We start from the raw sequence: 23,998 nt of genomic DNA, 5'->3' as shown, positions 1-23,998 counted from the left end.
GTAGGATATTATGGGAAACAAACGCAGAGTTGTCATCACTGGTATGGGCACCGTCAACCCTCTGGGCCACAACGTGGCCGAGAGCTGGCAGGCGGTGCGGGATGGTGTGTGCGGCATTGACACCATCACCCTTTACGATGCCACCCACCGCAAGGTGAAGCTGGCCGCTGAGGTGAAGAACTGGGACCCCACCACCGTGTTGGATAAGCGGGAGGTCAAGCACATGGCCCGCTATGCCCAGTTTGCTATGGTGGCCGCCCGGGAGGCCTTCGCCGACAGCGGTTTGGAGAAGGAAAAGCTGGACCCCACCCAGTGCGGGGTCATCGTCTCCAGCGGCGTGGGCGGCATCGGCACCACCGAGGCCGAGCAGACCCGTGGCCTGGAAAAGGGCTTTGACCGGGTCAACCCCTACTACATCCCCGAGGCCATTGCCAACATGGGTGCGGGCCTCATCGCCATTGATCTGGGCTTCCAGGGCATGTGCACCTGCCCCGTCACCGCCTGCGCCGGCGGCTCCAACGCCGTGGGCGATGCCTTCCGCCACATCCGGGACGGCTACGCCACCGTGATGGTGTGCGGCGGCGCTGAGGCCGCTGTCACCCCGCTGTCCATTGGCGGCTTTACCACCATGCGGGCGCTGCACACGGGAGAGGACAAGAATGCCGCTTCCGTGCCCTTTGATGCCCGCCGCAGCGGCTTTGTTATGGGCGAGGGCGCTGGTATTCTGGTGCTGGAAGAGCTGGAACACGCACTGGAGCGTGGGGCCAAGATTTACGCTGAGATGGTGGGCTACGGGGTGACCTGCGACGCCTACCACATGACTGCCCCCGCCCCCAACGGAGAGGGCGGTGCCCGGGCCATGGTCCAGGCCCTGGCCGACGGCGATGTAAAGGCCGATGAGGTGGATTACATCAATGCCCACGGCACCTCCACCCCCCTCAACGACTCCGGCGAGACCGCCGCCATCAAAACGGTGTTCGGGGACCACGCCTACCAGCTGGCTGTGAGCTCCACCAAGTCCATGACCGGACACATGCTGGGCGCTGCCGGCGGCGTGGAGGCCATTTTCACTGCCCTGGCCGTGAAGGATGGCTATATCCCCGCCACCATCAACTACCAGGAGCCCGACCCCGCCTGCGACCTGGACGTGGTGCCCAACGTGGGCCGGGCGCAGAACGTGCGCTATGCGCTCTCCAACTCCCTGGGCTTTGGCGGCCACAACGCCTGCGTGCTCATGAAGAAGTGGGAGGGCTGACCAGATGCAGTACAATTCCAATCAGATTGCAGAGATCATGCCCCACCGCTACCCCTTCGCCCTGGTGGACAAGATCGTGGACGGGGAGGAAGGCAAGTGGGCGAAGGGCATCAAGTGCGTCACCGTCAATGAGCCCTTCTTCCAGGGCCACTTCCCCCAGTACCACGTGATGCCTGGAGTGCTGATTTTGGAGGCTCTGGCCCAGGTGGCTGGCATTGCCGTGCTGTCCCTGGAGGAAAACCGGGGCAAGCTGGGCTTCTTCGGCGGCATCAAAAACGCCCGCTTCCGCCGCCAGGTGGTGCCTGGGGACGTGCTGGAGCTGGAGTGCACCATCATCAAGCAAAAAGGCCCTGTGGCGGTGGCAGAGGCCACGGCCAAGGTGGACGGTCAGGTGGCGGTGAATGCCGAGTTGACCCTGGCCCTGGGAAAGTAAGGGGTTGCCCTTTTGGTGTGAAATCTGATAGAATAATAGGAAATACAGAGGAACACGGAGGCAACAGGATGTTGGAGGAGAGATTCGGAGCGGTGTATACCAAGTTCAAGCTCCATTTTTACCAGGAGATTTTTGCCCATTTTCAAAACCGGGAGGCCAGCTTGACCACGGTGGAGACCTTCGCCATGGAGACCATCCAGGCTCTGGGCACTCCCACCATCAACGAGTTTGCCACCTTTATGCGCATCTCGCCCCCCAATGCGGCCTACAAGATCAACAGCCTGGTGCGCAAGGGGTATCTCACCAAAGAGCAGTCGGAGCAGGATAAACGGGAATACCACTTGAAGGTGACCCAGAAGTACCGGGACTACTACAACATCAGCACCGACTATGTGAGCAAGGTCATGGGCCGGATCCGGCAGCGGTTCTCCTCTGAGGACTGCGCCAAGCTGGAGGAGATGCTCTCCATCGTCAGCCAGGAGCTGATGCCCGAGGTGGATTTGCCCGGTGAGGTGGAGTAAATACTGCAAAAGTGCCTGTTGCAAAATTGCCATTTTGCAACAGGCACTTTTGAGTTGACAAAGGGTGGCTGCCTGCATATAATGATTATATCAAAATATTTTGATGTGAGGTGAGGGCATGGCGACTGCGTATCAAGAACAGGCCAAGGTGTTCAAGGCATTCTGTGATCCCAAGCGGCTGGCCATTCTGGAACAGCTGAGAAGCGGGGAGAAGTGCGCCTGTGTGCTGCTGGAGGCCCTGGACCTCACTCAATCCGGGCTGTCCTATCACATGAAGATTCTCTGTGAGTCTGGCATCGTCACCAGCCGTCCCGAAGGGAAGTGGACCCATTACCGTCTGAACCCCGCAGGAAGGGAGGAGACCATGAGACTTCTGTGCCAGCTTACCACTCCCGTTGAGGAGGGGGAGGTAAGCTGCGCCCGGTGCAAAGGATGAGAAAACGCCATCTTTGACAGATGGCGTTTTTGTGAGGAAAATATATCAAAATATCTTGATATGAAATATGGAGAAAGTGAGGTCTTTCTATGGGTGTTTGGACGTTCATCCAAGACCAGGTGCTGGGCTCCGGCTGTGCCAAGTGCAACGCCCTGGAGGAGGCTGTCCGGGAGGCTCTGACGGAGCTGAATATGGACACCGCCATTGACCACGTCACCGACTTTGCCCAGATTGCGGCCTATGGTGTGATGACCACCCCGGCTCTGGTGGTGGACGGCAAAGTGGTGTCCTGCGGCAAGGTGCTCAAGAGGGAGGAGGCCAAGGCCCTCATCCAGAAGGTCAGAGGGTAAGGCATGGAGAGAAAACCCAATGTGGCGTTTGTGTGCGTCCATAATTCCTGCCGCAGTCAGATGGCGGAGGCTCTGGGCAAGCACCTGGCCGGGGATGTGTTTGACAGCTATTCGGCGGGGACAGAGACGGTGCCCCGCATCAACCAGGACGCTGTGCGGCTGATGAAGGAGCATTACGGCATCGACATGGAGCAGACCCAGCACAGCAAGCTGGTGTCCCAGCTGCCCCCGGTGGACATTGTGGTGACCATGGGCTGCAATGTGAATTGCCCCCATCTGCCCTGTCAGCACCGGGAGGACTGGGGCCTGGAAGACCCATCGGGCCAGGGGGACGAGGCCTTCGAGGCCACCATCTCCGCCATTGAGGAGAAGGTTTTGAATTTGAAAAACCGGATTGCCCAAGGTCAGCTGAACATCCAATAAGCGTGAACGCCCCCCAGTACAGCCATCACGGCTGTGCTGGGGGGCGTTCCATGTATTATTTGCTGTGCTTTTTCTTGCGGGTGTAGACCATGGTTCCGGCCAGTCCGCAGACAGCGGCAAACAGCAGGCCGATCCAGATGGTCACCTGGCTGTTGTCCCCGGTGTCCGGTGTGCCAGGCTGAGGTTTTGCCAGAATTTCAAACTGGCCGTCCACCTTGGCGTCGGTGAAGAGCACGGTGAGGGTGTGCTGGCCCACGGACAGGGTGTCTAGGTATTTCGGCTTCAGGGTGACGATGGTGCTGCCGGAGACGGCGGTGTAATGTGCCTGATCCACTGCCTTGCCGTCCACCTCAATGCCAGTGAATTTGGAGAATGCTCCGTTGACGGTGAAGGTCAAGCCTGTCTGAGTTCCCTGCGTCCACTGGGCATTCTGGCCCTGGGTCATGCGATAGTCGCCCAGTGCAGCCAGCAGGTGCTCCAGCTTCTCTTTCAGTGCCTCACCCACCAGGGATTTTTCGTGGTCGGTGAGAGCCTCATACTGCTCTTTCACTGCATCAATGATAGCCTCTACATCGGTGTCATCCGGCTCCACGGTGTCGGGCAGAGCAGAAATGGCGTCCTGCACGCTCTCCACCTTTTCAATGCTCTCCAGAGCCTGGTTGATCTGATCCAGTTTGTCTTCCAGTGCCTGTTTCTCCTCCTGGGTGTAGTTGTCCCCGAAGTTGTCCAGGGCGTCTTCCAGGTCTTCCTTGGCGGAGATCAGATCATCTTTGTCTTCCGGTTTCACATTGTCGGCAGTAATGTCTTCCACCTTGTCGGTATTTTCGGTATTTCCTGCCTGTGCAGATTCTTCGATCTTTGCCAGCAGAGCGTTGCAGGTGTCCAGAATCTCTTTCAGTTCTGCCTGTTCCTCATCGGTGGCATATTCCGTGTTCACAGCCTCTGTGTCTGCCTTCACCGATTCAATGGCCGCTTGATCCTTGGAAGTCACAGTGTCAGCGGTGATACCCTTGATGGGATCGGCAAGGCTGGCAATGGGCTTCATGGTGACGGTGACGGTGGTGGAGTTGCCCGCCTTGTCGGTGGCCACGATGGTGTAGGTCTGGGCCACGTTGCCGGCCAGGGTCAGAGCTTCATCCTCGGGCACGCCGTTGACGGTCACAGTTGCCAGGTTGGCATCGGCCACCGTGACGTTCTGGGTGGTGTAATAGGTACTGCCGTTGGTAATGCCGCTGATGGTGGGAGCGGTCAGGTCAAAGGTGACCCCATTGGAGCCAATCACGGTGAAGTTCCCGGCCTGATCGGTGATTCTTGCGTAGTAGACAAACTTCTCTGCATCCACAGCGGTCTCGGTGATAGAGGTGTAATCCTGCCAATCAGAGATGTCCTCTGCTTCCTCCTGGGTGAGGATGTCCTGGCTGCGATAGAACTGAATGGAGGCCACACCGCTCAAAGCATCGGTGCCGGAGATGGTCACATCCACATTCTTGTTGAAGAACAGACCGAAGGTGATCTGGTTGAGCAGCTGTTTCACCGAGTTTTCCTGAATTTTGATGTCTCCATCCGGTGCGGTCTGGTCCAGCTTCACGGTGATGGAAGCCTGGTCGCTTTCCACACCGCTGGCGCTGATGGCTTTAAAGGTATAAACCGTGCCGTCAGTTTCTTCCGAAACCGTGATTGCGCCGTTGCAGGTCTGCCAATTTCCGTCGCCTACCTTGTACTGGAAGGTGGTGGTGCCAGAATTGGCTGCCGTGTTGGACACAGACAGGGTGACATGATCCTTGCTCCAGGTGTCAGATACATAGCTGCCGGAGTCAATGGCCACCACCGGCTTGACCGAGTCAATGTTGGTGTAGGTGATGCTCTGTTCTGCGCCAACCACACCTGCACCGCTGATGGCTCGGAAGGTATAGGTGCCGTTTTCCGTAATGGGATATTCAACGGGGGTTACGAAGCCGCCGGAGGGTTCGATGGCAGTCCAGGTACCGTCCTCGTTCTTGATCTCCAGTCTGGAACATCCGGAAAGCCCAATGTTGACCAGGATTTCCAGGGTGTCCGTCTGGAGATAGTCCTGGGTGTTTCCGGTGAGTGTGATGGAGACGGGATCCTTGTCCAGCTTCACAGTGACAGGTTCGCTGGCTGCGCTAATGTTGCCTGCATGGGAGACAGCCCGGAAGATGTAGTCGGTGGCAAAGAAGCTCTCAGAAATGGTCAGGCTGCTGCCCGAGAGTTGGGTCCAGCTCTGGCCGTTATCTTTGGAGTACTCGTAGTAGGCAATGCCGCTGTCAGCCGTGGCAGAGGGGGTGAGGGTCACGTCATTGGCGGTCCACTCCGAGTTGTAGCCGTGGGTGTCCACCGCAGGCGCGGCCAGAGCAGCCTCCTGAGCAACGCCTTCGATGGTAATTTGGGTATCATTCAACACCTGTACAGTGTAGTTGCCCTCTGTGTCGGGGGTCAAAGCAGTGCCATTGGCCTTTACAGCAAAGTCGGGGGCTTTGTAGTAGCCCTGGGCAATGTCCAGGCTGAAGGTGAAGGTGCGGCCATACTCCAACGTGGTGTTGCCCGTATATGCTACGGAATATCCTGGGTCAGAGGGGACGGTGACCTGGTAGGAGTTCACATTCTGGGTAAACTGTGCGGTGTAGGTGGCTGTGCCGATCACCTGAGCCAGAGTGGGAGTCCACCCGGCAAATTGATAGCTGTACTGGGCATTGCCTTCCTTGCTGCCGTCTGTGTGGCTGGGAGTCTCGCCGTAGGCCACATAGGTAGTGTCGTCCACAGTGCCGTCACCGTTGGTGTCCCAGTCGATCTGATAGGTAACGGCGTTCCCGCTGGGCTGATTGCCATCGTATATACCGCCGGATTCGACCTGAAGACTGCCACTATTACTAATTGTTCCCTGATTGTTGATAGTTCCGCTATTGATGATGGTACCATCATTTGTCATGGTGATGCCCTGAGAAATGACCAGACTTTGTGTTTTTTCTATGGTTACAGTAACACCAGAAGGTACAGTAAAGTCACAGGTCGGGGTAACGGTTTGACCGTATATAACCCCTTTATCCAGAGCGCCCACGGCATTTTCGATAAAGAAGAGACCGTTCCAATCCTGAGAATTGGAATTGTTTTCAATATTTTGCGTCACGATAACAGCATTGCCATTGGGGCCTGTGGAAAAGTTTCCGGCAATGCCGATGCTCTCCCAGGCTCCAGGTTGCGCATTCACAAAGCCAGCGGTAATATGGGTTTCGCCGTTGGTTCCGGTTTTGATTCCCACACCTCCTGGTGCCGCAAATATATCTTTGGACCCATTTCCTCCGGTTGCAATGACATTGCCCCCATGGATGGTGACAATGCCAGACTGACCAACCGCAAGACCGGGACCGCCTGGCGTGGTACTCCATCCAGATGAATAGCCATCTCCGCCTTGCGCCATAACCGTTCCGCCATTCACAGTAATATTACCGCCGGTTCCGTTTGGATTGCCACCCAGGCCCATTGCGTACCTGCCACCGTTTGCGGTTATGGTTCCCCCGTTGATGATAATTTCACCACATGATTCCTCTTTTCCGCCACCGATACCAGCCTGATTGGAAGGGCCGGTAGCGACCAGGGTACCCATGCCGACTCCGGCGGACTGGGCATAGAGGGTGAAGCTATCTTCACTGGATACATGGATTCCGTCATTGGCGGTAAGGTCTGCCCCATTCTTCAAAATCAGCTTCACATCGCCGGTTATTGTCACACGGCTGTCGATGGTCACCTCGCCGTCCACCACATACCAGCCGTCTGTCCATGCAGTTTGGGGAATCTCACTGTTGATGACAGTATATGTATCGATATATCTGGTGACAAAACCATCCTGGGTATAATCCAAATAGGATACCACACCTGAGGGATAGGCTGTGCCGTCGCCTTTGAGGAAAAACGCACCGCCATTGTTGGAAATGTAGCTGTTTACGATGTCCAAAAGCGTACCCTCATCGGCTGTTCCATTGTCGGGATAGGATTTCCATGTGCCGGCTTGTTCTCTGTAATATACATTGGTGTCCTGGCCGTAACGACGATCTCCTTCCACGGGCTTGGAAGCAGTTCCCGTGTAGATGCAGGCGATGATTTTGCCGTAGTTACTTGAAGACTTGTTCCAGTTGGAGCCGGTCAGCCCACCAGCAGTGCTACCGCGCACTGTGCAGGAGGAAGCGCTGCCGCTCAGTGTGCCCCCGTTGTTGTGTCCTACAAGGCCACCAATGGAATACGCCTCGCTGCCGGTGCCGGTAATGCTGCCGGAGGAAACACAGTTGAACACCGTTCCTGTGTTCATGCCTACAACGGCGCCCAGGTTTCCACCATTTTTTGTCAGAGAAACATTCTTAAGCCACACATTTTTCACGGTGCCGGCATTGTTCACAAAAAGACCTTCCGTGCCGGTGAGGTTGGAAATGGTATATCCCTTACCGTCAAATACACCGGTGTAAGAACCATTTCCGGAGATACCGGCCCAGCTTTGACTGCTCATGTGAATATCAGCGGTCAGCACTGCATACGCCCCATTGTTTCCGGCGTTGACCAGTGCGGCAAAGTCCATAAGCTGCTGGGCTGTTCCGATTTGATAGGGACTTTCCTGCGTACCTTCTCCAGGAATGGCAGCAGATGTACCATCCTGTAAAGTAGTGGTATGCCCGTCGGTGCCGGTATGGGCTGCACGATCATCGGCAGCGAATACCGTTGCTGGCATCATACCCATGACCAATACCAGCGATAGAAGTATCGCCAACCATCGGTGAAGTGTTTTGGGTCGAGTCATAAAAACTCCTCCTTATTGCAGTGTTTCTTTTTCGCAAAATATAGATATATACTTGTACTCTATTTTAGCATTTTTCATGTCTTGCATCAATGAAAGTATAAAGTTTTCCATTCCACACAGATTTTCACACGCCAATTTCCAAGTAGCTGTGACATATGTTGCTTTTTCATAAGAATGATCTCAAGAGCAGGGAAGTGGATGTTTGTATCAACCCAACAATATAGATGCCAAGAGAAGATGGGGCCCCACACGGTGGGGCGGCGCTTTTGCGCCGTACAAGTGTTTTCGCCGTGGGCGAAAACCTTGGCGCAGGCGGAATTGACTTCCGCTGAGCATTGAAATGAGCCTGTGGCTCACAAAATAAAAGCACCTGCGAGAGCAGGTGCTTTTATTTTGGTGGAGCAGTATCGTTTATAAACGACGCAGCCGCCTTTGCGGCAACTTTTTTGTTTGTTGTTGCCGTACTGGTCTTTGCTGATCATACTAACACTGCTGCGCTGATTTTACTGGCTATGTTGACTGTTCCTATACTTTTTAACCGGTCTACTCCAACACCCTTTGAAATTGCATCTGTGGCAGGAGCGTTTTTGGAAGGTGCTTGTACCACTTTGAAGGATAAACTCTCTGTCTTTCGAGACTTATACTACGATTCTTTCCCTATAGAGGAAACCGGTCAGTATCACTATTACCCCCGTTGGGAGTGGAAAACATATAATTGCAACGGACATACCGTTGTGGAGATTGGCTTACTGCGGCTTAGTAAAAGCGATCTATCTGCTACAACGCTCTCACAGGAGCGGCGAGTTCTCCAAGATTTGCTTAGTGATGATCTGCGCCGTGGTATGCTTCCCAATGTAGCACATCCTGCTTTCACAGATGGGACACCCACACTATATCTGCTTGATATAAAGGAAAGTAATTCATACATTGTATTTGATTTTGTGTGGGTTGACAGCAAAAAGGTGGCCGATTTTGTCCACCGTTTCGATCTTCCTCCTACCGGCAGCGATATTGCTGATGATGATTTTTGATGTCTATACCATTCTTGTATGATGCTCAGTTAGTGAACCGCGGAATCAAGGTCTACATATCCGTAGACCTTGATTCCTATCCCCACTTGTTGTGTGTTGGAGCCACTGGGAGCGGCAAGACCTACGCTCTGGCACTCTTACTGGGCAAAATAGCACGGTACGAGGGTACGACTCAACTGGTTATCTGTGACTACAAAAAATCGGGATTCGGTCAGTTCGACGGGTGCAGCGGTTTCTATGGTTTTATCGCGGCCCTTGACGGCATCGACGCCGTGTATCAGGAGTTCTCTATCCGGCTGGAAGCAAATGAGCCCGAACGGAATCAGCACAGGCTGTTTCTACTCATTGACGAGTATGGTGCCCTTATATCCTCGCTGGACAAAAAAGCTGCCGAGGAAGTAAAACGCAAGGTAGGAAACATCCTCCTGATGGGACGCTCCTTAGGGGTCCACCTGATTATCGGTATCCAACGCGCAGACGCTGAATATTTCCGTGCAGGCGCGCGCGACCAATTTGGGGCTATTCTCATGCTGGGTAATCTTTCAAAAGAGCAAAAGGCCATGCTTGTACCTGACTACCGGAATCAAATGACCTACAACAATGCGCGCGGACAGGGATATTTCTTTCTGGACGGCCAAGGTCTATACCATATTCAAGTTCCGCGTGTCACCGATACCGGCAAACTCAATAGCTACATTAAACGCCGGTTATTAGCACCATCACCGCCCACCGACGCGGGCGAAGCCTAAGCGATCGGCGGGCGGGGCAGGGAGGGTTTACCCTCCCTGCTCTTTTTGCAAGGGGTCAGTATTACCCCCTTGCACACTTCTGTCGCAAGCCGCAAATCAAACAATATTAAGCAAAGGAGGCATTTTATGAGCGACACTCAATGCCGCAAGTGGCAACTGACAATCAATAATCCCATTGAAAAAGGGTTTACACATACACATATAGCCAACGAGTTAAAAACCTTAAAATCTCTCGTTTACTACTGTATGGCAGACGAAGCAGGCCATACTCACCATACACACATATACGCGGCGTTCTCCAGCGCCGTCCGCTTTTCCACCCTCAAAGCGCACTTCCCGGAAGCGCACCTTGAAACTGCACGCGGAAGTTCAGCCCAAAACCGTGACTATATTTCTAAGTCCGGCAAATGGGAGCACAACACCAAGCACGGGACACGCATACCTGGGACCTTTGAGGAGTGGGGTGAAATCCCGGAAGAACACCAAGGAAAGCGTACTGACCTTAATGACCTCTACCAGATGGTCAAAGAGGGCGCAACTGATTTGGAAATCTTGGAGATACACCCCCGCGCGATGATGTACTTGGACAAAATCGAGCGCGTGCGCCAGACCTTAAAGGCTGAAAAATACGCCACCGAGTTCAGAATGCTCAATGTTACATATATTTGGGGTCCTACTGGGACCGGCAAGACTCGTGGGGTTATGGAGGAGTACGGTTACGACAAGGTTTGTCGCGTGACCGACTACGACCACCCATTTGAGCGGTACAACGGCGAGGATATAATCGTCTTTGATGAGTTCCGCTCTCAGCTGCGTATTTCCGATATGCTCAATTACCTTGATGGCTATCCTCTAATGCTTCCCTGCCGTTATGCTAATAGGCAGGCCTGCTATACCAAGGTGTATCTCATTTCAAATGTGCCGCTTGAAAATCAGTACCGTTGGGTACAAATGGACGAGCCATTGACATGGAAGGCTTTCCTGCGCCGTATTCACCATGTGGTTGAGTACACCGCCGAGGGCTGCAACGCCGAGCCGGTGCCAGCACAGGAGACATTGTCCGGCTTCACCGAGATCAACGAGGACGAGGGTCTACCATTTTAAGTGAGAGAGGGAACAGCTAATGCTGCTCCCTCTTTTATGCTCTTGACACTATAATTTTTTATAGTATAATATATTATATTTAACAATTAAAATCCTATAAAATATTATAGGAATGAGGTGATATCGCCGTGTCGAACAAGTCCATACAATTGTTTGGATCAAAGGAGTACCGCTTTCTGAACTGGCTGAAGGGTCAGGAGCAGACGACTTCACGCGGCGCAACTATCAACTTTTCACAAGAAGAGATCGCCGTTGAGTACGGCAGCAGTCCAGCGACGGTAAACAAATGGCTGCAAGCATTGCAGTCAGTAGGGTGTGTAGAGCAAAAGAAAAAAGGCAGTTACCGCGTCACCCAAACCGGAAACGCAGTAATTGCCAAGATGGAAGAAATTGAGAAATTGGTTGGAGGAAAGAAAAATGCCTATTGAACAATATACAGAAAGCATCACACTTCAAAGCATGAAGTGCAATATTGGAGAAAACGATTTTGGCTTTGTCTTTCCTCAGGGTGATGTTGCGGATGTCGACAAGGTGGAACGGTTACTAAAAAAGGCGGGAGGAAAACCAAAAGTCTGTGCTTTGGATGACTTCTCGCTCGGCGGTTCTGGCAAGGCTCTGCCAGAATTCATTATCACATTTAAGGATGATGTGACTACCATTATTGTTGTCGAGTGCAAAAAGTCTGTTGCGAAGCACGAGACAATAGAACGCGATCATCCCAAGGATTACGCCGTCGATGGCGCGCTGTATTATGCCAAGTTTCTGAAAGAGGACTACAATGTTATCGCCGTTGCAGTTAGCGGGACCAAGCGTGAAACCCTACGCGCAAGTGCGTTCCTTTGGAGCAAAGGCCAAGATGATTACACTGAGCTGCGTAAGGCCAGAGATATTATTCTGGAGCCCAAAAACTATGTCGACTTGGTTAAGGGCAAAAAGATTCAGCGCGAATACTCCCTTGACAGCATCCGTGAAACCGCTATTGATATGCACGAGTATCTGCGTGAAATCAAAATGACTGAGCGGCACAAGCCGATTTTCATCGCCGGTATCCTTATCGCGCTAAACGATGATGACTTCGCAAAGACATATATCAATCTGCCCTCCTTCAACAGCGTTATCACCAACATTACAACCGCAATCGACAATGTGCTCCGCGACAGCGGTATCAAGTATAACCGTATCCAGTATATCAAACAGGCATTTAAGAACCTGTTGGACAACTCCAAGTTTGCGGCTATTCCTCTCGGAAACAAGAAATCCATTGTCTGGTACATTGAAGAACTCGAAATGAAAATCAAACCCATGATGGATCACGCCGACAGCACCATTGACGCTCTAGGTGTTTTCTACCACGAGTTTATCAAATATTCCGGTGGTGACGGTAGCGGCCTCGGTATTGTTCTGACCCCACAACATTTGACCGAGTTTATGTGCAACCTGGCCGGTGTCAACAAGAACAGCCGCGTTGTAGATATCTGCTGCGGCTCCGGCTCCTTTCTCGTGACCGCAATGAGTATGATGTTCAAGGATGCCAATCCGGAAGAGGTAGAACGCATTAGAGAAGACGGATTGTATGGCGTGGAGTTTGATGATGAGTTGTATACTTTAGCGGTTGCCAATATGATTATCCGCAAAGATGGCAAATCAAACATTGAACACGGAGATTGCTTTAAACCTGAAATCGTCCGCAAACTAAAGAGTAAAAATATCAATATTGGTCTAATCAACCCACCATACTCTCAAGATGATGTGGTCGAACTGGAGTTTGTGGAACACTTGCTAGATATTCTTGCTGTTGATGGAACCGGCGTTGTAGTTGTCCCCATGAGCTGCGCAATCGGCAATAAGTTCAAGGATGTCCGAACTCGACTGTTCCAAAAACATACTCTTGATGCCGTGTTTTCTATGCCCGACGATATCTTCTACCCCACGGGGACAAACGTATGTGTTATGGTGTGGAAAGCTCACCGCCCGCATGATATTACCCGCGAAACTTTCTTCGGTTACTGCAAAGATGACGGATTTGTAAAACGCAAAAAACTGGGTCGAGTGGATGTTTATGGGAAATGGTTAGCCATTGAGGCTCAGTGGATCTCTCTGTATCGAAATAGAGATGTCGAAGATGGTTTAAGCGCACGACATTGTGTAACCGACAAAGATGAATGGTTGTGCGAAGCATATATGAAGACAGATTATAGCAAATTGTCTCAAGAAGATTTCCAACAGAGTATTAATGACTATTTGGCCTATTTAGTCAAAAAAGGTGAAGTTTATGAATCTTGATACAACAAATTGGCGCTATTTTACTATTGGTGGTCCAAATGGTATCTTCGACCTAAAAAAAGGATATTACAACAAAAAGCCCGAACACACAACTGTCGGCACAATCCCATTTATTGGGGCAACTGAAAATAATAATGGTGTAACCGAGTACTACTCGATTGATGACATTGAGCGCACACACAAAGATGGCTCAGATGCACCCGATAATATTGACAAGAAGATATTTAGAGGGAATTGCATTACTGTAACAAATAACGGTTCTGTAGGACACGCTTACTACCAAAAAGAGGAATTTACATGTAGTCACGATGTAAACCCTCTCTATTTGCGTGGAAGAGAACTAAATGAGTATATTGCGCTGTTCCTTTGTGCTGTCATTGAGCAAGATCGTTACCGGTGGGCATATGGTCGAAAATGGCGACCAGAGCGGATGGAACGTTCTATAATCAAGTTGCCGGTTGATTCTTCTGGGCAGCCCAATTTTGATTATATGGAAAATTATATTAAGGAGCTCCAATGCAAAAAGATAACTACTAAAATCTGTGCTGCAAAACATCCACTGATGTTCCAAAGGTGGAAAGAATATCGCTTAGATGAATTGTTTTACATAAAGAAAGGGAAACGATTGACAAAAGCAGATATGGTCGACGGTTCGACAAATTATCTTGGAGCAATTAGCGATAACAATGGAGTTCGGCAGCAGATTGAAGTGGAAAGAGAGCAACAGTACACACCGAATTGTATCACGGTCAACTATAATGGCAGTGTGGGCGAAGCCTTTTACCAGTCCGAACCGTTTTGGGCATCGGACGATGTCAATGTGCTATATGCCAAGGATTGGACTCTGAACAAATACACGGCGCTATTTATTACAACTGTTATTAAAGCGAACAGGTATAGATTTAGTTATGGGCGTAAGTGGACCTTGGAAAAAATGAATGAAACTATAATTAAGCTCCCTGCCAAAGAAGATGGTGCACCAGATTTTCCGTATATGGAACACTACATAAAATCACTTCCTTATAGCGATAAAATATAACAATAGAGCGGCCAAGGCGTAAAACCTTGACCGCTCTTTCTGATTGTCGGTACTAAAACCACACCGTCACGGCGAAGCACCGTGAAAATAATAGGTGTTCGTGTAGTACCCTTTTGGTGGAGGCGAGGGGAGTCGAACCCCTGTCCGAAAACCATTCCACAGGACTTTCTCCGGGTGCAGACGGTTATTTACATTCCCTTCCCACGCCGTGAATCGTCACACTGCGCAGGTTGGTAGAGTCATGATGCGTGGCACGGTCAACTCTTTCCGTACGCACGGGCACCACTGAGATGACGCCCCGGCCGGCTCGTGGTCCTTCCGGCAGGGACGGCCGCATTAAGCAGCGGCGAGAACGACGTTATCGTTGTTCTTTCATTTATAAGTTGCCCATTTTAAGGCGGCTGGGCGCCGCCACCCGCTTATCCTGCTTCCTAGTCCCCGTCGAAACCAGTACGCCCCCATTTCAAATGAAAAATGAAAAATGAAGAATGAAGAATGGGTAGTTGAAAGAACTGGTGCGCTATATTATGATAGCGTCAGGGAGGGAGAAGATGAAAGAAAATCTATTGCAGACGAAATCCTTGGCATTCTCGGTACGCATCGTGGGATTGTACCGATATTTAACCGAACAAAAGAAGGAATACATCCTATCCAAGCAGATTTTGCGTTCAGGGACCAGTATCGGGGCCAATATCTATGAAGCAAATTACGGTCAGAGTAAAGTGGATTTTGCGGCGAAGCTGCAAATTGCACTCAAAGAGACTGCAGAGACAGAATATTGGCTACTTTTGCTCACTCAGACTAACTATCTGGAGGTTCCTATGGGAAAGTCCCTAACTGAGGATTGCCTGGAGCTGAAACGATTGCTCATTTCCAGTGTACGAACTGCACGAGATCAGAAATAAAGAATAAAACAAAAAGATGCAGGCCCCGGGAGAATGACACGCCCAAGGGCCTGCATTCTTCATTATTCATTATTCGTTATTCGATTAAACAGTTTCAGGCTCGGGATATTCCACGCCGAAGGTGTCCACGGTGACGGTCTTCATGCGCTGATCCTGGAGGGGCTTGTCGTTGTAGTCCCGCTGGGCGGACACGATGCCGTCAGCCACTTCCATACCCTCGATGACCTTGCCGAAGGCGGCGTAGGCGCCGTCCAGGTGGGGGGCCTTCTCCACCATGATGAAGAACTGGCTGCCGGCGGAGTCAGGCCGCATGGAGCGGGCCATGGACAGCACGCCACGGTCATGGGCCAGATCGTTCTTGAAACGGTTCTGGGTGAACTCGCCCTTGATGGAGTAACCGGGGCCGCCCATGCCGATGCCCTGGGGATCGCCGCCCTGGATCATGAAGCCGGGGATGACACGGTGGAAAATCAGGCCATTGTAAAAGCCCTTTTTCACCAGGGAGATAAAGTTGTTGACGGTGTTGGGAGCCACCTCGGGATACAGCTCGGCCTTCATGATGCCGCCGTTTTCCATTTCAAAGGTAACGATAGGATTCTGAGCCATGGGAATTTCCCCTTTCCGTATAGTATTTCATATGTCATTGGGTTGCTGCCCCAGGATCTGCCCTTATGGGCAGAGGATATCGAATGGACAAGAGATTTCTCTGTGAATGACAGACCCTCTAATATCTGCCGCGGGAGAGTCGATCCATCTCCCGTTTGGCGTCCCGCTTGGCGGCCGCCTCTCGCTTGTCGTACAGCTTTTTGCCCCGGGCCACTGCCAGCTCCACCTTCACCCGAGGGCCGGAGAGATAGACGGACAGGGGGATGAGGGAATACCCGTCCTGCTGTACCTTGGCATGAAGCTTGAGAATCTCCCGCTTGTGCAGCAGCAGCTTGCGGGTGCGCCGGGGGTCTTTGTTGAAGATGTTGCCCTGTTCATAGGGGGAGATATGCATCCCGTGGAGGAACATCTCGCCGTCCTTGACAATACAGAAGGAGTCCTTCAGGTTTACATTCCCCTTGCGGATGGACTTGACCTCTGTACCGGCCAGCTCAATGCCGGCCTCGTATTTTTCTTCTATAAAGTAATCGTGAAAGGCCTTTCGGTTGGAGGCCAGCTGTTTCACAGATTGTTTTGCCACCCGGGACACCTCCTCTCTGGGCAGGGTATCAGTATACCACGGATCCATGTTCCCTGCAAGGGGAAAAAGACGGAGAAGTTGGGAGTATGACGAAAATTTATCCCCTTCCATTGACAAAAATATGGGTGTTTGGTTAAGATAGAAGTAAACAAAGATACAGGCGGCATGAGGAAGCCGCAACAGATCCGGAAGGGGACTTTGGGATGAATATTACCGAATTTGCCGCATTGGCCGGGGTGTCCAAAACTGCTGTGAGCCGTTATTTCAACAACGGCTATCTCAGCGCAGAAAAGCGGGCTGCCATTGAGGAAGCAGTGCGCCGTACCGGCTACTCCCCCAGCGAAGCGGCCCGGGGTCTGCGCACCCGCCGCACCCGCCAGATCGGGGTGGTACTGCCTCGACTCAGCGGCGAGAGCAGCGCGCGGGTGGTGGACGGCATCAGCCTGGTACTGGGAGATAAGGGCTACCGCATGCTGCTGGCCAACACCGCCAACCGGCCGGAGCGGGAGGTGGAGTACCTGGACGCCTTGCGCCAGAGCGGGGTGGACGGGGTCATCTTCCTGGCCAGCATGTTTACCCCCGAACATCGATCGGTGCTGAAAAGCATGCACATGCCGGTGGTGATCGTGGCCCAGCAGTATGACGGGTACAGCTGTGTCTATCACGATGATTTGGGCGCAGCTCGTGACTTGACCAAGCTGCTGATTCGGCGGGGCAGCCGTCCGGCGTATATCGGCGTCACCGCCCAGGATCGGGCCGCCGGCCTGGCCCGGCGGGAGGGATATGTGCAGGCGATGCGTGAGTCTGGATTGGTGGTGCGCACTGAGGATATGTGCGTGTCCGGGTTCAGCCTGGAGGAGGGGTACCAGCAGGCCAAGACCCTGATCCAAGCCCGCCGCCCCGACGGTCTGTTCTGTGCCACCGATTCCATCGCCGTGGGTGCCATGCAGGCCTGCCGGGAGCTGGGACTCCAGGTGGGAAAGGATATCTTAGTGGCCGGAGTGGGAGACAACCGCATCGGCCGCTACGCCGCCACGCCCCTCACCAGTGCCCACTTGCACTACCAGACCAGCGGCCAGGAGGCCGCCCAGCTGCTGCTGCGGCTGCTGTGCAACCAGGGGACAGGGGTGCGCAACGTGTGCCTGGAGTACGAGATCGTGGAGCGGGCCTCCACCGGCGCAGTGTGTGAAACACGGTGAAACCAACAGAATATTGAAGTTGTATTCTCCCCTCAGACAATAGATTTTGCCCCTCTTCCGTGATATCATAGGATTAACAGGATGAAACCGATACCATAGTCGCTTTCATCAAAAACGGAATCAAAGGAGAGGGAATTTTATGGATTACAGGCAGACGGCATTGGAGCTTTTACAGGCAGTGGGAGGGGCGGAAAATGTGGCCAGTGCAGCGCATTGTGCCACCCGCCTGCGCCTGGTCATTGTGGATGACCAGCGTGTGGATAAGGCAACCCTGGAGAATGTGGACGGTGTGAAGGGTGTGTTCCAGGCCCAGGGACAGCTGCAGATCATTTTCGGCACCGGTACTGTCAATAAGGTGTACGACCAGTTCATTCAGCTCTCCGGTGTGTCCGCAGTGACCAAGGAGGAGGCTAAGGCTCAGGGAGCAAAGAAGGGAAACTGGTTCCAGCGAGCCATTAAGACCCTGGGCGACATCTTTGTGCCCATCATTCCCGCCATTGTGGCCTCCGGCTTCCTGATGGGCATCATGGAGTCGCTGAAGTTTATGGTGAACAACGGCTTTTTGGAGCTCAACACCAGCAGCTCTCTGTTTGTGTTTGCCGATCTGTTTTCCAACGTGGCCTACACCTTCCTACCCATTCTGATTGCCATTTCTGCGGCCAAGGTCTTTGGAGGCAATCCGTTCCTGGGTGCGGTTATTGGTATGATTATGCTCCATCCCAGCCTGCAAAATGCCTGGACAGTGGCCACAGAGGGTGTGCACACCTATCAGGAAGTGTTTTTCGGGCTGTATGAGATCCCGCTGGTGGGCTACCAGGGACACGTGATCCCCGTCATCATCGCTGTGTGGCTGATGAGCTTCATTGAAAAACGGCTGCACAAAGTGGTGCCCCCCATGTTTGACCTGTTTGTGACTCCTTTGGTGTCGGTGTTTGTCACTGGGTATCTGACCCTGGCTGCCATCGGCCCTGTGTTTACCACCGTGGAGAACTTCGTCATCAACGGCGTTCAGTGGCTCATCGCCATTCCCTTTGGCATCGGCTCCTTTGTCATGGGTGGCCTGTATGCCACCACCGTGGTCTCCGGCATTCACCATATGTATACCATCATCGACCTGGGCCAGCTGGGTGCCTACGGTCTGACCTTCTGGCTGCCTCTGGCCTCTGCGGCCAACGTGGCCCAGGGTGCTGCTGCTCTGGCTGTGGCCCTGAAGACCCGTGACAAGAAGCTCAAGTCCATGGCTCTGCCCGCCTCCCTGTCTGCTTTTATGGGCATTACAGAGCCTGCCATCTTTGGTGTAAACCTGCGCTTTTTACGTCCCTTCATTGCCGGTTCCATTGGCGGAGCCTGCGGCGCACTGTATGCCTCCGTGGTGGGGCTGGGTGCCACCGGAACAGGTGTGACCGGCATCTTCGGTATTTTGCTCCACCTGCACCGTCCGGTTCAGTACCTGATTACCATTGCCATTGCCGCAGGAGTGGCCTTTGTGCTGTCCTGGATCTTCGGTGTCAAGGGGCAGGAGACGGCACCGGTGGCTGAGACTCCCGCTGAGCTGGACAGCGCCAAGCAGTAACTGCTGGGAGAACATCCATGAGCAACGCATTGCAGAGAGATTTGGAGCGGCTGGTGGCCCGTGTGGAGCGGGAAGATGGCCCGCAGGCTGCCGCAGATCCCCGCCGTCAGCAGTACCATTTGATGCCTCCGGTGGGATGGCTCAACGACCCCAACGGCCTGTGTCGGTGTGGGGATTGGTACCATGTGTTTTATCAATACGGCCCCTTTGATGTCACCGGAGGGGTGAAGCATTGGGGACATTACAGAAGCAAAGACCTGCTCCACTGGGAGGCTTTGCCTGTGATGCTCTACCCTGACCAGCCCTGGGACATCCACGGGGTGTATTCCGGCTCGGCCCTGGTGGAGGACGGTGTGATGTACCTGTACTACACCGGAAACGTCAAGCATGCCGGAGATTATGACTACATCAAGGCCGGGCGGGGCCATAACACTGCCCTGGCCGTGTCCCGGGACGGGGTGACGGTGGCGTCCAACACCCTGCTGATGGAAAACCGGGATTACCCCAATGGCCTGACTTGTCATGTCCGAGACCCTAAGGTATGGGCCCAGGATGGCAAGTATTATATGGTACAGGGGGCCCGAACGCTGGACGACCAGGGTCAGCTGCTGGTGTTTGAGTCCACGGACAAGGTCAACTGGACATTCCTCCAGGTGTTGAAGACCCCCCGTCCCTTCGGATATATGTGGGAGTGCCCTGACCTGTTCTGCCTGGACGGACAGTGGTTTCTCCTCTGCTCACCCCAAGGGGTGCCCCATGAGGAGACCCGATTCCAGAACGTGTACTCCTGCGGCTATTTTCCCCTCTATGGAGATTTTCGGGGGGAGTATTCCCTGGGCGAATTTGTAGAGATGGATTTGGGCTTTGATTTCTACGCCCCTCAGACCTTCCAGGACGGAACTCGTCGGCTGATGTTCGGTTGGATGGGAATGCCGGATGCTGACTACACCAACCCCACCGTTGACAGCGGCTGGCAGCACTGTCTCACGGTGCCCTGTGAACTGCGGCGGGAGGGAGATCGGTTGCTGCGCCTGCCTGCGGTGGAGGTGACAGCCCTGCGAGGGGCAGCCATTGCGCCGGAGACGGTCAAAGTCTTTGACCTGGAGGCCTATACCCAGTCCAGCGGTCGAATGGTGTTTCGGAATGCGGCGGTTCTGGAGTGGCAAGAGGGGCTGGTGACCCTCTCCTTCCTCCAGGGTGGAGCGGGGCGCACCGTGCGCCGGGTAGCTCTGGAGCGGCTGCACACCCTGCGGGTGCTGGGGGATAGCTCCAGCCTGGAAATTTTCTTGAACAACGGGGTGGAGACCCTCTCCACCCGGTATTATCCTCAGCCGGAGGCACAGGGCGTGTGTGTGTCTGGGGCGGAGGTCCGTGTCTGGGAGATGGGTGCCATGCAGGTGACCAAAGCAGAGATTTGATGTGACGCTTTCTGAAGCGGGTGCGCTCTACAAAGGGCGCATCCGCTTTTTTCGGGAAATAGAGGGGAGAAACAAGGGGGAATCTGTGGGAAATCACCACTTGTTTTTCACTCCAGAATGACATATAATACTATGGTTTCAATGTAAGGAAAGGAGTGTGCCGGATGGATACACGGCCCATTGGAGTGTTTGACTCCGGCCTGGGCGGACTCACCGCCCTGCGGGAGCTGGCCCGGCTGATGCCCCAGGAGGATCTGGTGTACTTTGGCGATACCGGGCGGGTACCCTACGGCAGCCGCTCCAAGGATACCATCATCCGGTACGCCCAGCAGGATGTGGCCTTTTTGAGCACGTTCCAGCCCAAGGCCATTGTCATTGCCTGCGGCACCGTGTCCACCACCGCCCTGGAGACCCTGCGGGCCCAGTACGCTGTGCCCCTGTATGGGGTGGTGGAGCCTGCGGCCCGGGCAGCAGCCCAGCTGACCCAAAACGGAAAGGTGGGGCTCATCGGCACCCAGGCCACCATCCGCTCAGGGGCCTACGAGCGGGCCCTCAGCGCCCTGCGCCCCGGCACCCAGGTGACGGCCCGGGCCTGCCCTCTCTTTGTGCCCCTGGTGGAAAACGGCCGTTTCCGCCCCGGGGATATCGTGGTGGAGACGGTGGTGGAGGAGTACCTGCAAGAGGTGAAGGCCCAGGGCGTGGACACCCTCATGCTGGGCTGCACCCACTATCCTCTGCTGCGGGATGTGATTGGGGCGTACATGGGCTCTGAGGTAAAGCTGGTGGATGTGGGGGGCGAATGCGCCCGCTGGGTCACCGGACAGCTGGCAGGACAGGGGCTGCTGGCCCCTGAGGATCGCCGGGGCACCCACCGCTATTTCGTCAGTGACAGCACCGGGGACTTTGCCGCTGTGGCCTCCATGTTCCTGGGTGAGGATGTCACCGGCGGCGTGGAGCAGATCGATATCACCGTGTACTAATGGAGGAGCCGGTTTATGACAGACAACGTGATAATATCCATTAAGGGCAAGCAGCTGTATACCGACAGCGGCCCGGATGAGATGGAGCTGGTCACCGCCGGGGTGCTCCGCCAGGAAGGGGAGGGGCGCTACACCATCTCCTACCAGGAGACGGAACTCACCGGCCTGGAGGGCACCACCACAGTGGTGCAGGTGGACGGTGGCCGGGTGACCCTGCTGCGGGAGGGCAGCATCAACTCCCAGATGGTATTTGAAGAGGGGCAGCGCCACCTGTCCATGTACGAGACCCCCTATGGATCCCTGTCTGTGGGCATTCACACCCACCGGATGCGCAGCACCCTGGGGGAGAGCGGGGGAGATCTGGAGATCGACTATGCCATTGAGATCGACCATCTGGTGGCGGGACAGAACCTCTTCCGTATGAATGTAAAAAAGGATCCCTCCATCTCCCTGTGAGGTGGGAAGATCAAGAGATAAAAAGGAGCGAATGAAGATGGCCAATTTGATTCAGACCGCCCGGGAACAGGTGGCGGAATTGACCCAGCGTGCCTATGAAAAGGCCGCCGCCCAGGGTCTTCTGCCCCAGGGTGAGACCATCCGTGGTACCGTGGAGGTGCCCAAGGACAGCCGCAACGGAGACTTTGCCTCCTCCTTTGCCATGGCAGGTGCCAAGGCGCTGAAGATGGCCCCCCGTGCCATTGCTCAGATCATTCTGGACAATCTGGATTTGGGGGGCACCCTGTTCCAGCGTGCCGAGATCGCCGGCCCCGGCTTTTTGAACTTTTTCTACTCCGCCAACTGGTACCAGCAGGTGCTGGGTGCTGTGGAGGCCGACCCTGCCGGGTACGGCAGCAGCGACGTGGGCCACGGCCAGAAGGTGATGGTGGAGTTCGTCTCTGCCAACCCCACCGGCCCCATGCACATGGGCAACGCCCGGGGCGGCGTGCTGGGTGATACCCTGGCCAATGTCCTCTCCCGGGTGGGCTACAACACCTGGAAGGAGTTCTACGTCAACGACGCCGGCAATCAGGTGCACAAGTTCGCCCAGTCCATCCACGCCCGGTACATGCAGATCCTGTTGGGTGAGGACGGCTATGAGTTCCCCGAGAATGGCTACCAGGGCGAGGACATCAAGGAGCTGGCCCAGGCCTTCTATGAGGTTCATGGGGACAGCTATAAGGATGCTTCTGAGGAGAAGTGGCTGGAGGACATGAGCACCTTTGGCCTGGAGCGCAACATCCCCAAGATGAAGGCAGACCTCAACAAGTACGGCATCGAGTACGACCAGTGGTTTTTGGAGTCTGAGCTGCACAATTCCGGCTATGTGGCTGAGACCGTGGAGCTGCTGGCCCAGAAGGGCTGGACCTACGAGAAGGACGGCGCTTTGTGGCTGGACACCACCGGCCTTTTGAAGGCTAAGTACCTGCGAGAGGGCAAAACCCAGGAGCAGGTGGACAAGTTGGACCTGAAGGACGACGTGCTGCGCCGGGCCAACGGCTTCTACACCTACTTTGCCGCTGACATCGCCTACCACCGCAATAAGTTTGCCGTGCGTGGCTTTGACAAGGTCATCAACGTCTGGGGCGCCGACCACCACGGCCATGTGGCCCGGCTCCAGGCCGCTCTGGACGGGCTGGATCTGGACGGCTCCAACCGCCTGGTCATCGTGCTCATGCAGTTGGTGAACCTGCTCCAGGACGGCAAGCCCGTGCGCATGTCCAAGCGTACCGGCAAGGCCATCGCCCTCCACGATCTGCTGGACGAGATCAGCGTGGATGCCGCTCGCTACTATTTCAACAACCGGGCCTCCACCAGCCCCCTGGACTTCGATTTGGATCTGGCAGTGCGTCAGGACTCGGACAACCCCGTCTACTACGTCCAGTACGCCCACGCCCGCATCTGCTCCCTCATCGCCAACCTGGCCCAGGAGGGTGTGGAAGTGCCCGCCTGCAAGGATGTGGACGTGGCGCTGCTGGCCACCGAGGAGGAGCGGGATCTCATTAAGAACCTGGCTCAGTACCCCAATGAGATCGTACTGGCGGCCCAGCACTACGATCCCAGCCGCATCAACCGCTATCTCACTGCGCTGGCCGGTGATTTCCACCGCTTCTACAACGCATGCCGCATCAAGGGCGAGGAGCCTCAGGTGCAGCTGGCCCGGCTGAAGCTGGCCCACACCGTGCGTCTGGTGCTGGCCAACGGCCTGGGTCTGCTGGGTGTCAACGCTCCCGAGAAGATGTGAGCTTTCCTGCGATCCGCCCCCCCAGCTTGCAGGAGGGGGGCGGATTTTTGCGGGAAGAAATGAGCAA

The 23,998-nt window shown here is 54.4% G+C and carries 21 protein-coding genes, 1 other RNA gene and 1 pseudogene; 19 read left to right on the top strand and 4 right to left on the bottom strand.

Annotation, left to right across the window (positions count from 1 at the left end):
• Window positions 1-10: 10 nt before the first annotated feature.
• The 6 genes and pseudogenes from fabF (at window position 11) to H9X86_RS04795 (ending at window position 3,418) form a co-directional block, all read left to right on the top strand.
• The gene (fabF, locus tag H9X86_RS04820) at window positions 11-1,255 is read left to right on the top strand and encodes a beta-ketoacyl-ACP synthase II (protein ID WP_204900445.1); all 1,245 of its coding nucleotides are present in this window, start codon (window positions 11-13) and stop codon (window positions 1,253-1,255) included.
• 4 nt (window positions 1,256-1,259) lie between these two features.
• Window positions 1,260-1,688, top strand: a complete 429-nt coding sequence (gene fabZ / locus H9X86_RS04815) for a 3-hydroxyacyl-ACP dehydratase FabZ (protein ID WP_204900444.1) — start codon at window positions 1,260-1,262, stop codon at window positions 1,686-1,688.
• Between the two features lie 68 nt (window positions 1,689-1,756).
• The gene (locus H9X86_RS04810) at window positions 1,757-2,209 is read left to right on the top strand and encodes a MarR family transcriptional regulator (RefSeq protein WP_204900443.1); all 453 of its coding nucleotides are present in this window, start codon (window positions 1,757-1,759) and stop codon (window positions 2,207-2,209) included.
• A 118-nt stretch (window positions 2,210-2,327) separates the two neighbouring features.
• On the top strand, window positions 2,328-2,645 hold the full coding sequence (locus H9X86_RS04805) for an ArsR/SmtB family transcription factor (protein WP_204900442.1): 318 nt from the start codon (window positions 2,328-2,330) through the stop codon (window positions 2,643-2,645).
• Between the two features lie 116 nt (window positions 2,646-2,761).
• Window positions 2,762-2,995: pseudogene (locus tag H9X86_RS04800) on the top strand (thioredoxin family protein); the annotation flags it as partial.
• Between the two features lie 3 nt (window positions 2,996-2,998).
• Window positions 2,999-3,418, top strand: a complete 420-nt coding sequence (locus H9X86_RS04795) for an arsenate reductase ArsC (RefSeq protein WP_204900440.1) — start codon at window positions 2,999-3,001, stop codon at window positions 3,416-3,418.
• Window positions 3,419-3,473: 55 nt separating this feature from the next.
• Here H9X86_RS04795 and H9X86_RS04790 read toward each other — a convergent pair whose 3' ends face one another.
• Window positions 3,474-8,222 (bottom strand): hypothetical protein, encoded by a 4,749-nt coding sequence (locus H9X86_RS04790; RefSeq protein ID WP_204900439.1) that lies wholly within the window; start codon window positions 8,220-8,222, stop codon window positions 3,474-3,476.
• Window positions 8,223-8,668: 446 nt separating this feature from the next.
• Here H9X86_RS04790 and H9X86_RS04785 point away from each other — a divergent pair, with 446 nt between their 5' ends.
• The 6 genes from H9X86_RS04785 (at window position 8,669) to H9X86_RS04760 (ending at window position 14,428) form a co-directional block, all read left to right on the top strand.
• Window positions 8,669-9,253 carry a hypothetical protein gene (locus H9X86_RS04785; protein WP_204900438.1) on the top strand — a complete coding sequence of 195 codons (585 nt, stop codon included), beginning with the start codon at window positions 8,669-8,671 and terminating at the stop codon, window positions 9,251-9,253.
• 32 nt (window positions 9,254-9,285) lie between these two features.
• Complete coding sequence (locus H9X86_RS04780) at window positions 9,286-10,002, top strand: FtsK/SpoIIIE domain-containing protein (RefSeq protein ID WP_204900437.1); 717 nt, start codon at window positions 9,286-9,288, stop codon at window positions 10,000-10,002.
• 126 nt (window positions 10,003-10,128) lie between these two features.
• Window positions 10,129-11,106 (top strand): replication protein, encoded by a 978-nt coding sequence (locus H9X86_RS04775; protein WP_204900436.1) that lies wholly within the window; start codon window positions 10,129-10,131, stop codon window positions 11,104-11,106.
• A gap of 128 nt (window positions 11,107-11,234) precedes the next feature.
• A complete protein-coding gene (locus H9X86_RS04770; protein ID WP_204900435.1) occupies window positions 11,235-11,534 on the top strand; it encodes a helix-turn-helix domain-containing protein in 300 nt (99 codons plus the stop codon).
• A complete protein-coding gene (locus H9X86_RS04765; protein WP_243416832.1) occupies window positions 11,524-13,389 on the top strand; it encodes an HsdM family class I SAM-dependent methyltransferase in 1,866 nt (621 codons plus the stop codon). Before H9X86_RS04770 ends, H9X86_RS04765 begins: the two co-directional genes overlap by 11 nt.
• Window positions 13,379-14,428, top strand: coding sequence for a restriction endonuclease subunit S (locus H9X86_RS04760; RefSeq protein ID WP_204900434.1), 1,050 nt, complete (start codon window positions 13,379-13,381; stop codon window positions 14,426-14,428). Before H9X86_RS04765 ends, H9X86_RS04760 begins: the two co-directional genes overlap by 11 nt.
• Window positions 14,429-14,542: 114 nt before the next feature.
• Here the strand turns inward: H9X86_RS04760 and ssrA are convergent.
• Window positions 14,543-14,888, bottom strand: a transfer-messenger RNA (tmRNA) gene (gene ssrA / locus H9X86_RS04755).
• Between the two features lie 91 nt (window positions 14,889-14,979).
• Here ssrA and H9X86_RS04750 point away from each other — a divergent pair.
• Window positions 14,980-15,333 (top strand): four helix bundle protein, encoded by a 354-nt coding sequence (locus tag H9X86_RS04750; RefSeq protein ID WP_204900433.1) that lies wholly within the window; start codon window positions 14,980-14,982, stop codon window positions 15,331-15,333.
• 84 nt (window positions 15,334-15,417) lie between these two features.
• Here the strand turns inward: H9X86_RS04750 and H9X86_RS04745 are convergent, their stop codons facing one another.
• Together H9X86_RS04745 and smpB are read right to left on the bottom strand one after the other, a co-directional pair.
• Window positions 15,418-15,939 carry a peptidylprolyl isomerase gene (locus tag H9X86_RS04745; RefSeq protein WP_204900432.1) on the bottom strand — a complete coding sequence of 174 codons (522 nt, stop codon included), beginning with the start codon at window positions 15,937-15,939 and terminating at the stop codon, window positions 15,418-15,420.
• Window positions 15,940-16,057: 118 nt separating this feature from the next.
• Window positions 16,058-16,567 carry an SsrA-binding protein SmpB gene (gene smpB, locus H9X86_RS04740; RefSeq protein ID WP_207752601.1) on the bottom strand — a complete coding sequence of 170 codons (510 nt, stop codon included), beginning with the start codon at window positions 16,565-16,567 and terminating at the stop codon, window positions 16,058-16,060.
• Window positions 16,568-16,722: 155 nt separating this feature from the next.
• On the opposite strand from smpB, the gene H9X86_RS04735 reads away from it, so the two are divergent.
• The 6 genes from H9X86_RS04735 (at window position 16,723) to argS (ending at window position 23,931) form a co-directional block, all read left to right on the top strand.
• Window positions 16,723-17,718: a LacI family DNA-binding transcriptional regulator gene (locus H9X86_RS04735; protein WP_204900430.1), complete on the top strand. Its 996-nt coding sequence runs from the start codon at window positions 16,723-16,725 to the stop codon at window positions 17,716-17,718.
• A 139-nt stretch (window positions 17,719-17,857) separates the two neighbouring features.
• On the top strand, window positions 17,858-19,291 hold the full coding sequence (locus tag H9X86_RS04730; protein ID WP_430736090.1) for a PTS transporter subunit EIIC: 1,434 nt from the start codon (window positions 17,858-17,860) through the stop codon (window positions 19,289-19,291).
• 17 nt (window positions 19,292-19,308) lie between these two features.
• Window positions 19,309-20,709, top strand: a complete 1,401-nt coding sequence (locus tag H9X86_RS04725; protein WP_204900429.1) for a glycoside hydrolase family 32 protein — start codon at window positions 19,309-19,311, stop codon at window positions 20,707-20,709.
• A gap of 164 nt (window positions 20,710-20,873) precedes the next feature.
• Entirely contained in the window at window positions 20,874-21,689 is an 816-nt protein-coding gene (gene murI / locus H9X86_RS04720) for a glutamate racemase (protein WP_204900428.1), read from the top strand.
• Between the two features lie 15 nt (window positions 21,690-21,704).
• Window positions 21,705-22,145, top strand: a complete 441-nt coding sequence (locus H9X86_RS04715) for a YwiB family protein (RefSeq protein ID WP_204900427.1) — start codon at window positions 21,705-21,707, stop codon at window positions 22,143-22,145.
• Between the two features lie 37 nt (window positions 22,146-22,182).
• The gene (gene argS, locus H9X86_RS04710) at window positions 22,183-23,931 is read left to right on the top strand and encodes an arginine--tRNA ligase (RefSeq protein ID WP_204900426.1); all 1,749 of its coding nucleotides are present in this window, start codon (window positions 22,183-22,185) and stop codon (window positions 23,929-23,931) included.
• Window positions 23,932-23,998 lie beyond the last annotated feature (67 nt).

Source organism: Pseudoflavonifractor capillosus, assembly GCF_016902575.1.
In the GTDB taxonomy this organism is placed as follows: Bacteria; Bacillota; Clostridia; order Oscillospirales; family Oscillospiraceae; genus Enterenecus; species Enterenecus capillosus_A.
Note: the sequence above shows the minus strand (reverse complement) of the source record. Positions and strands in the feature narration are given on the sequence as shown.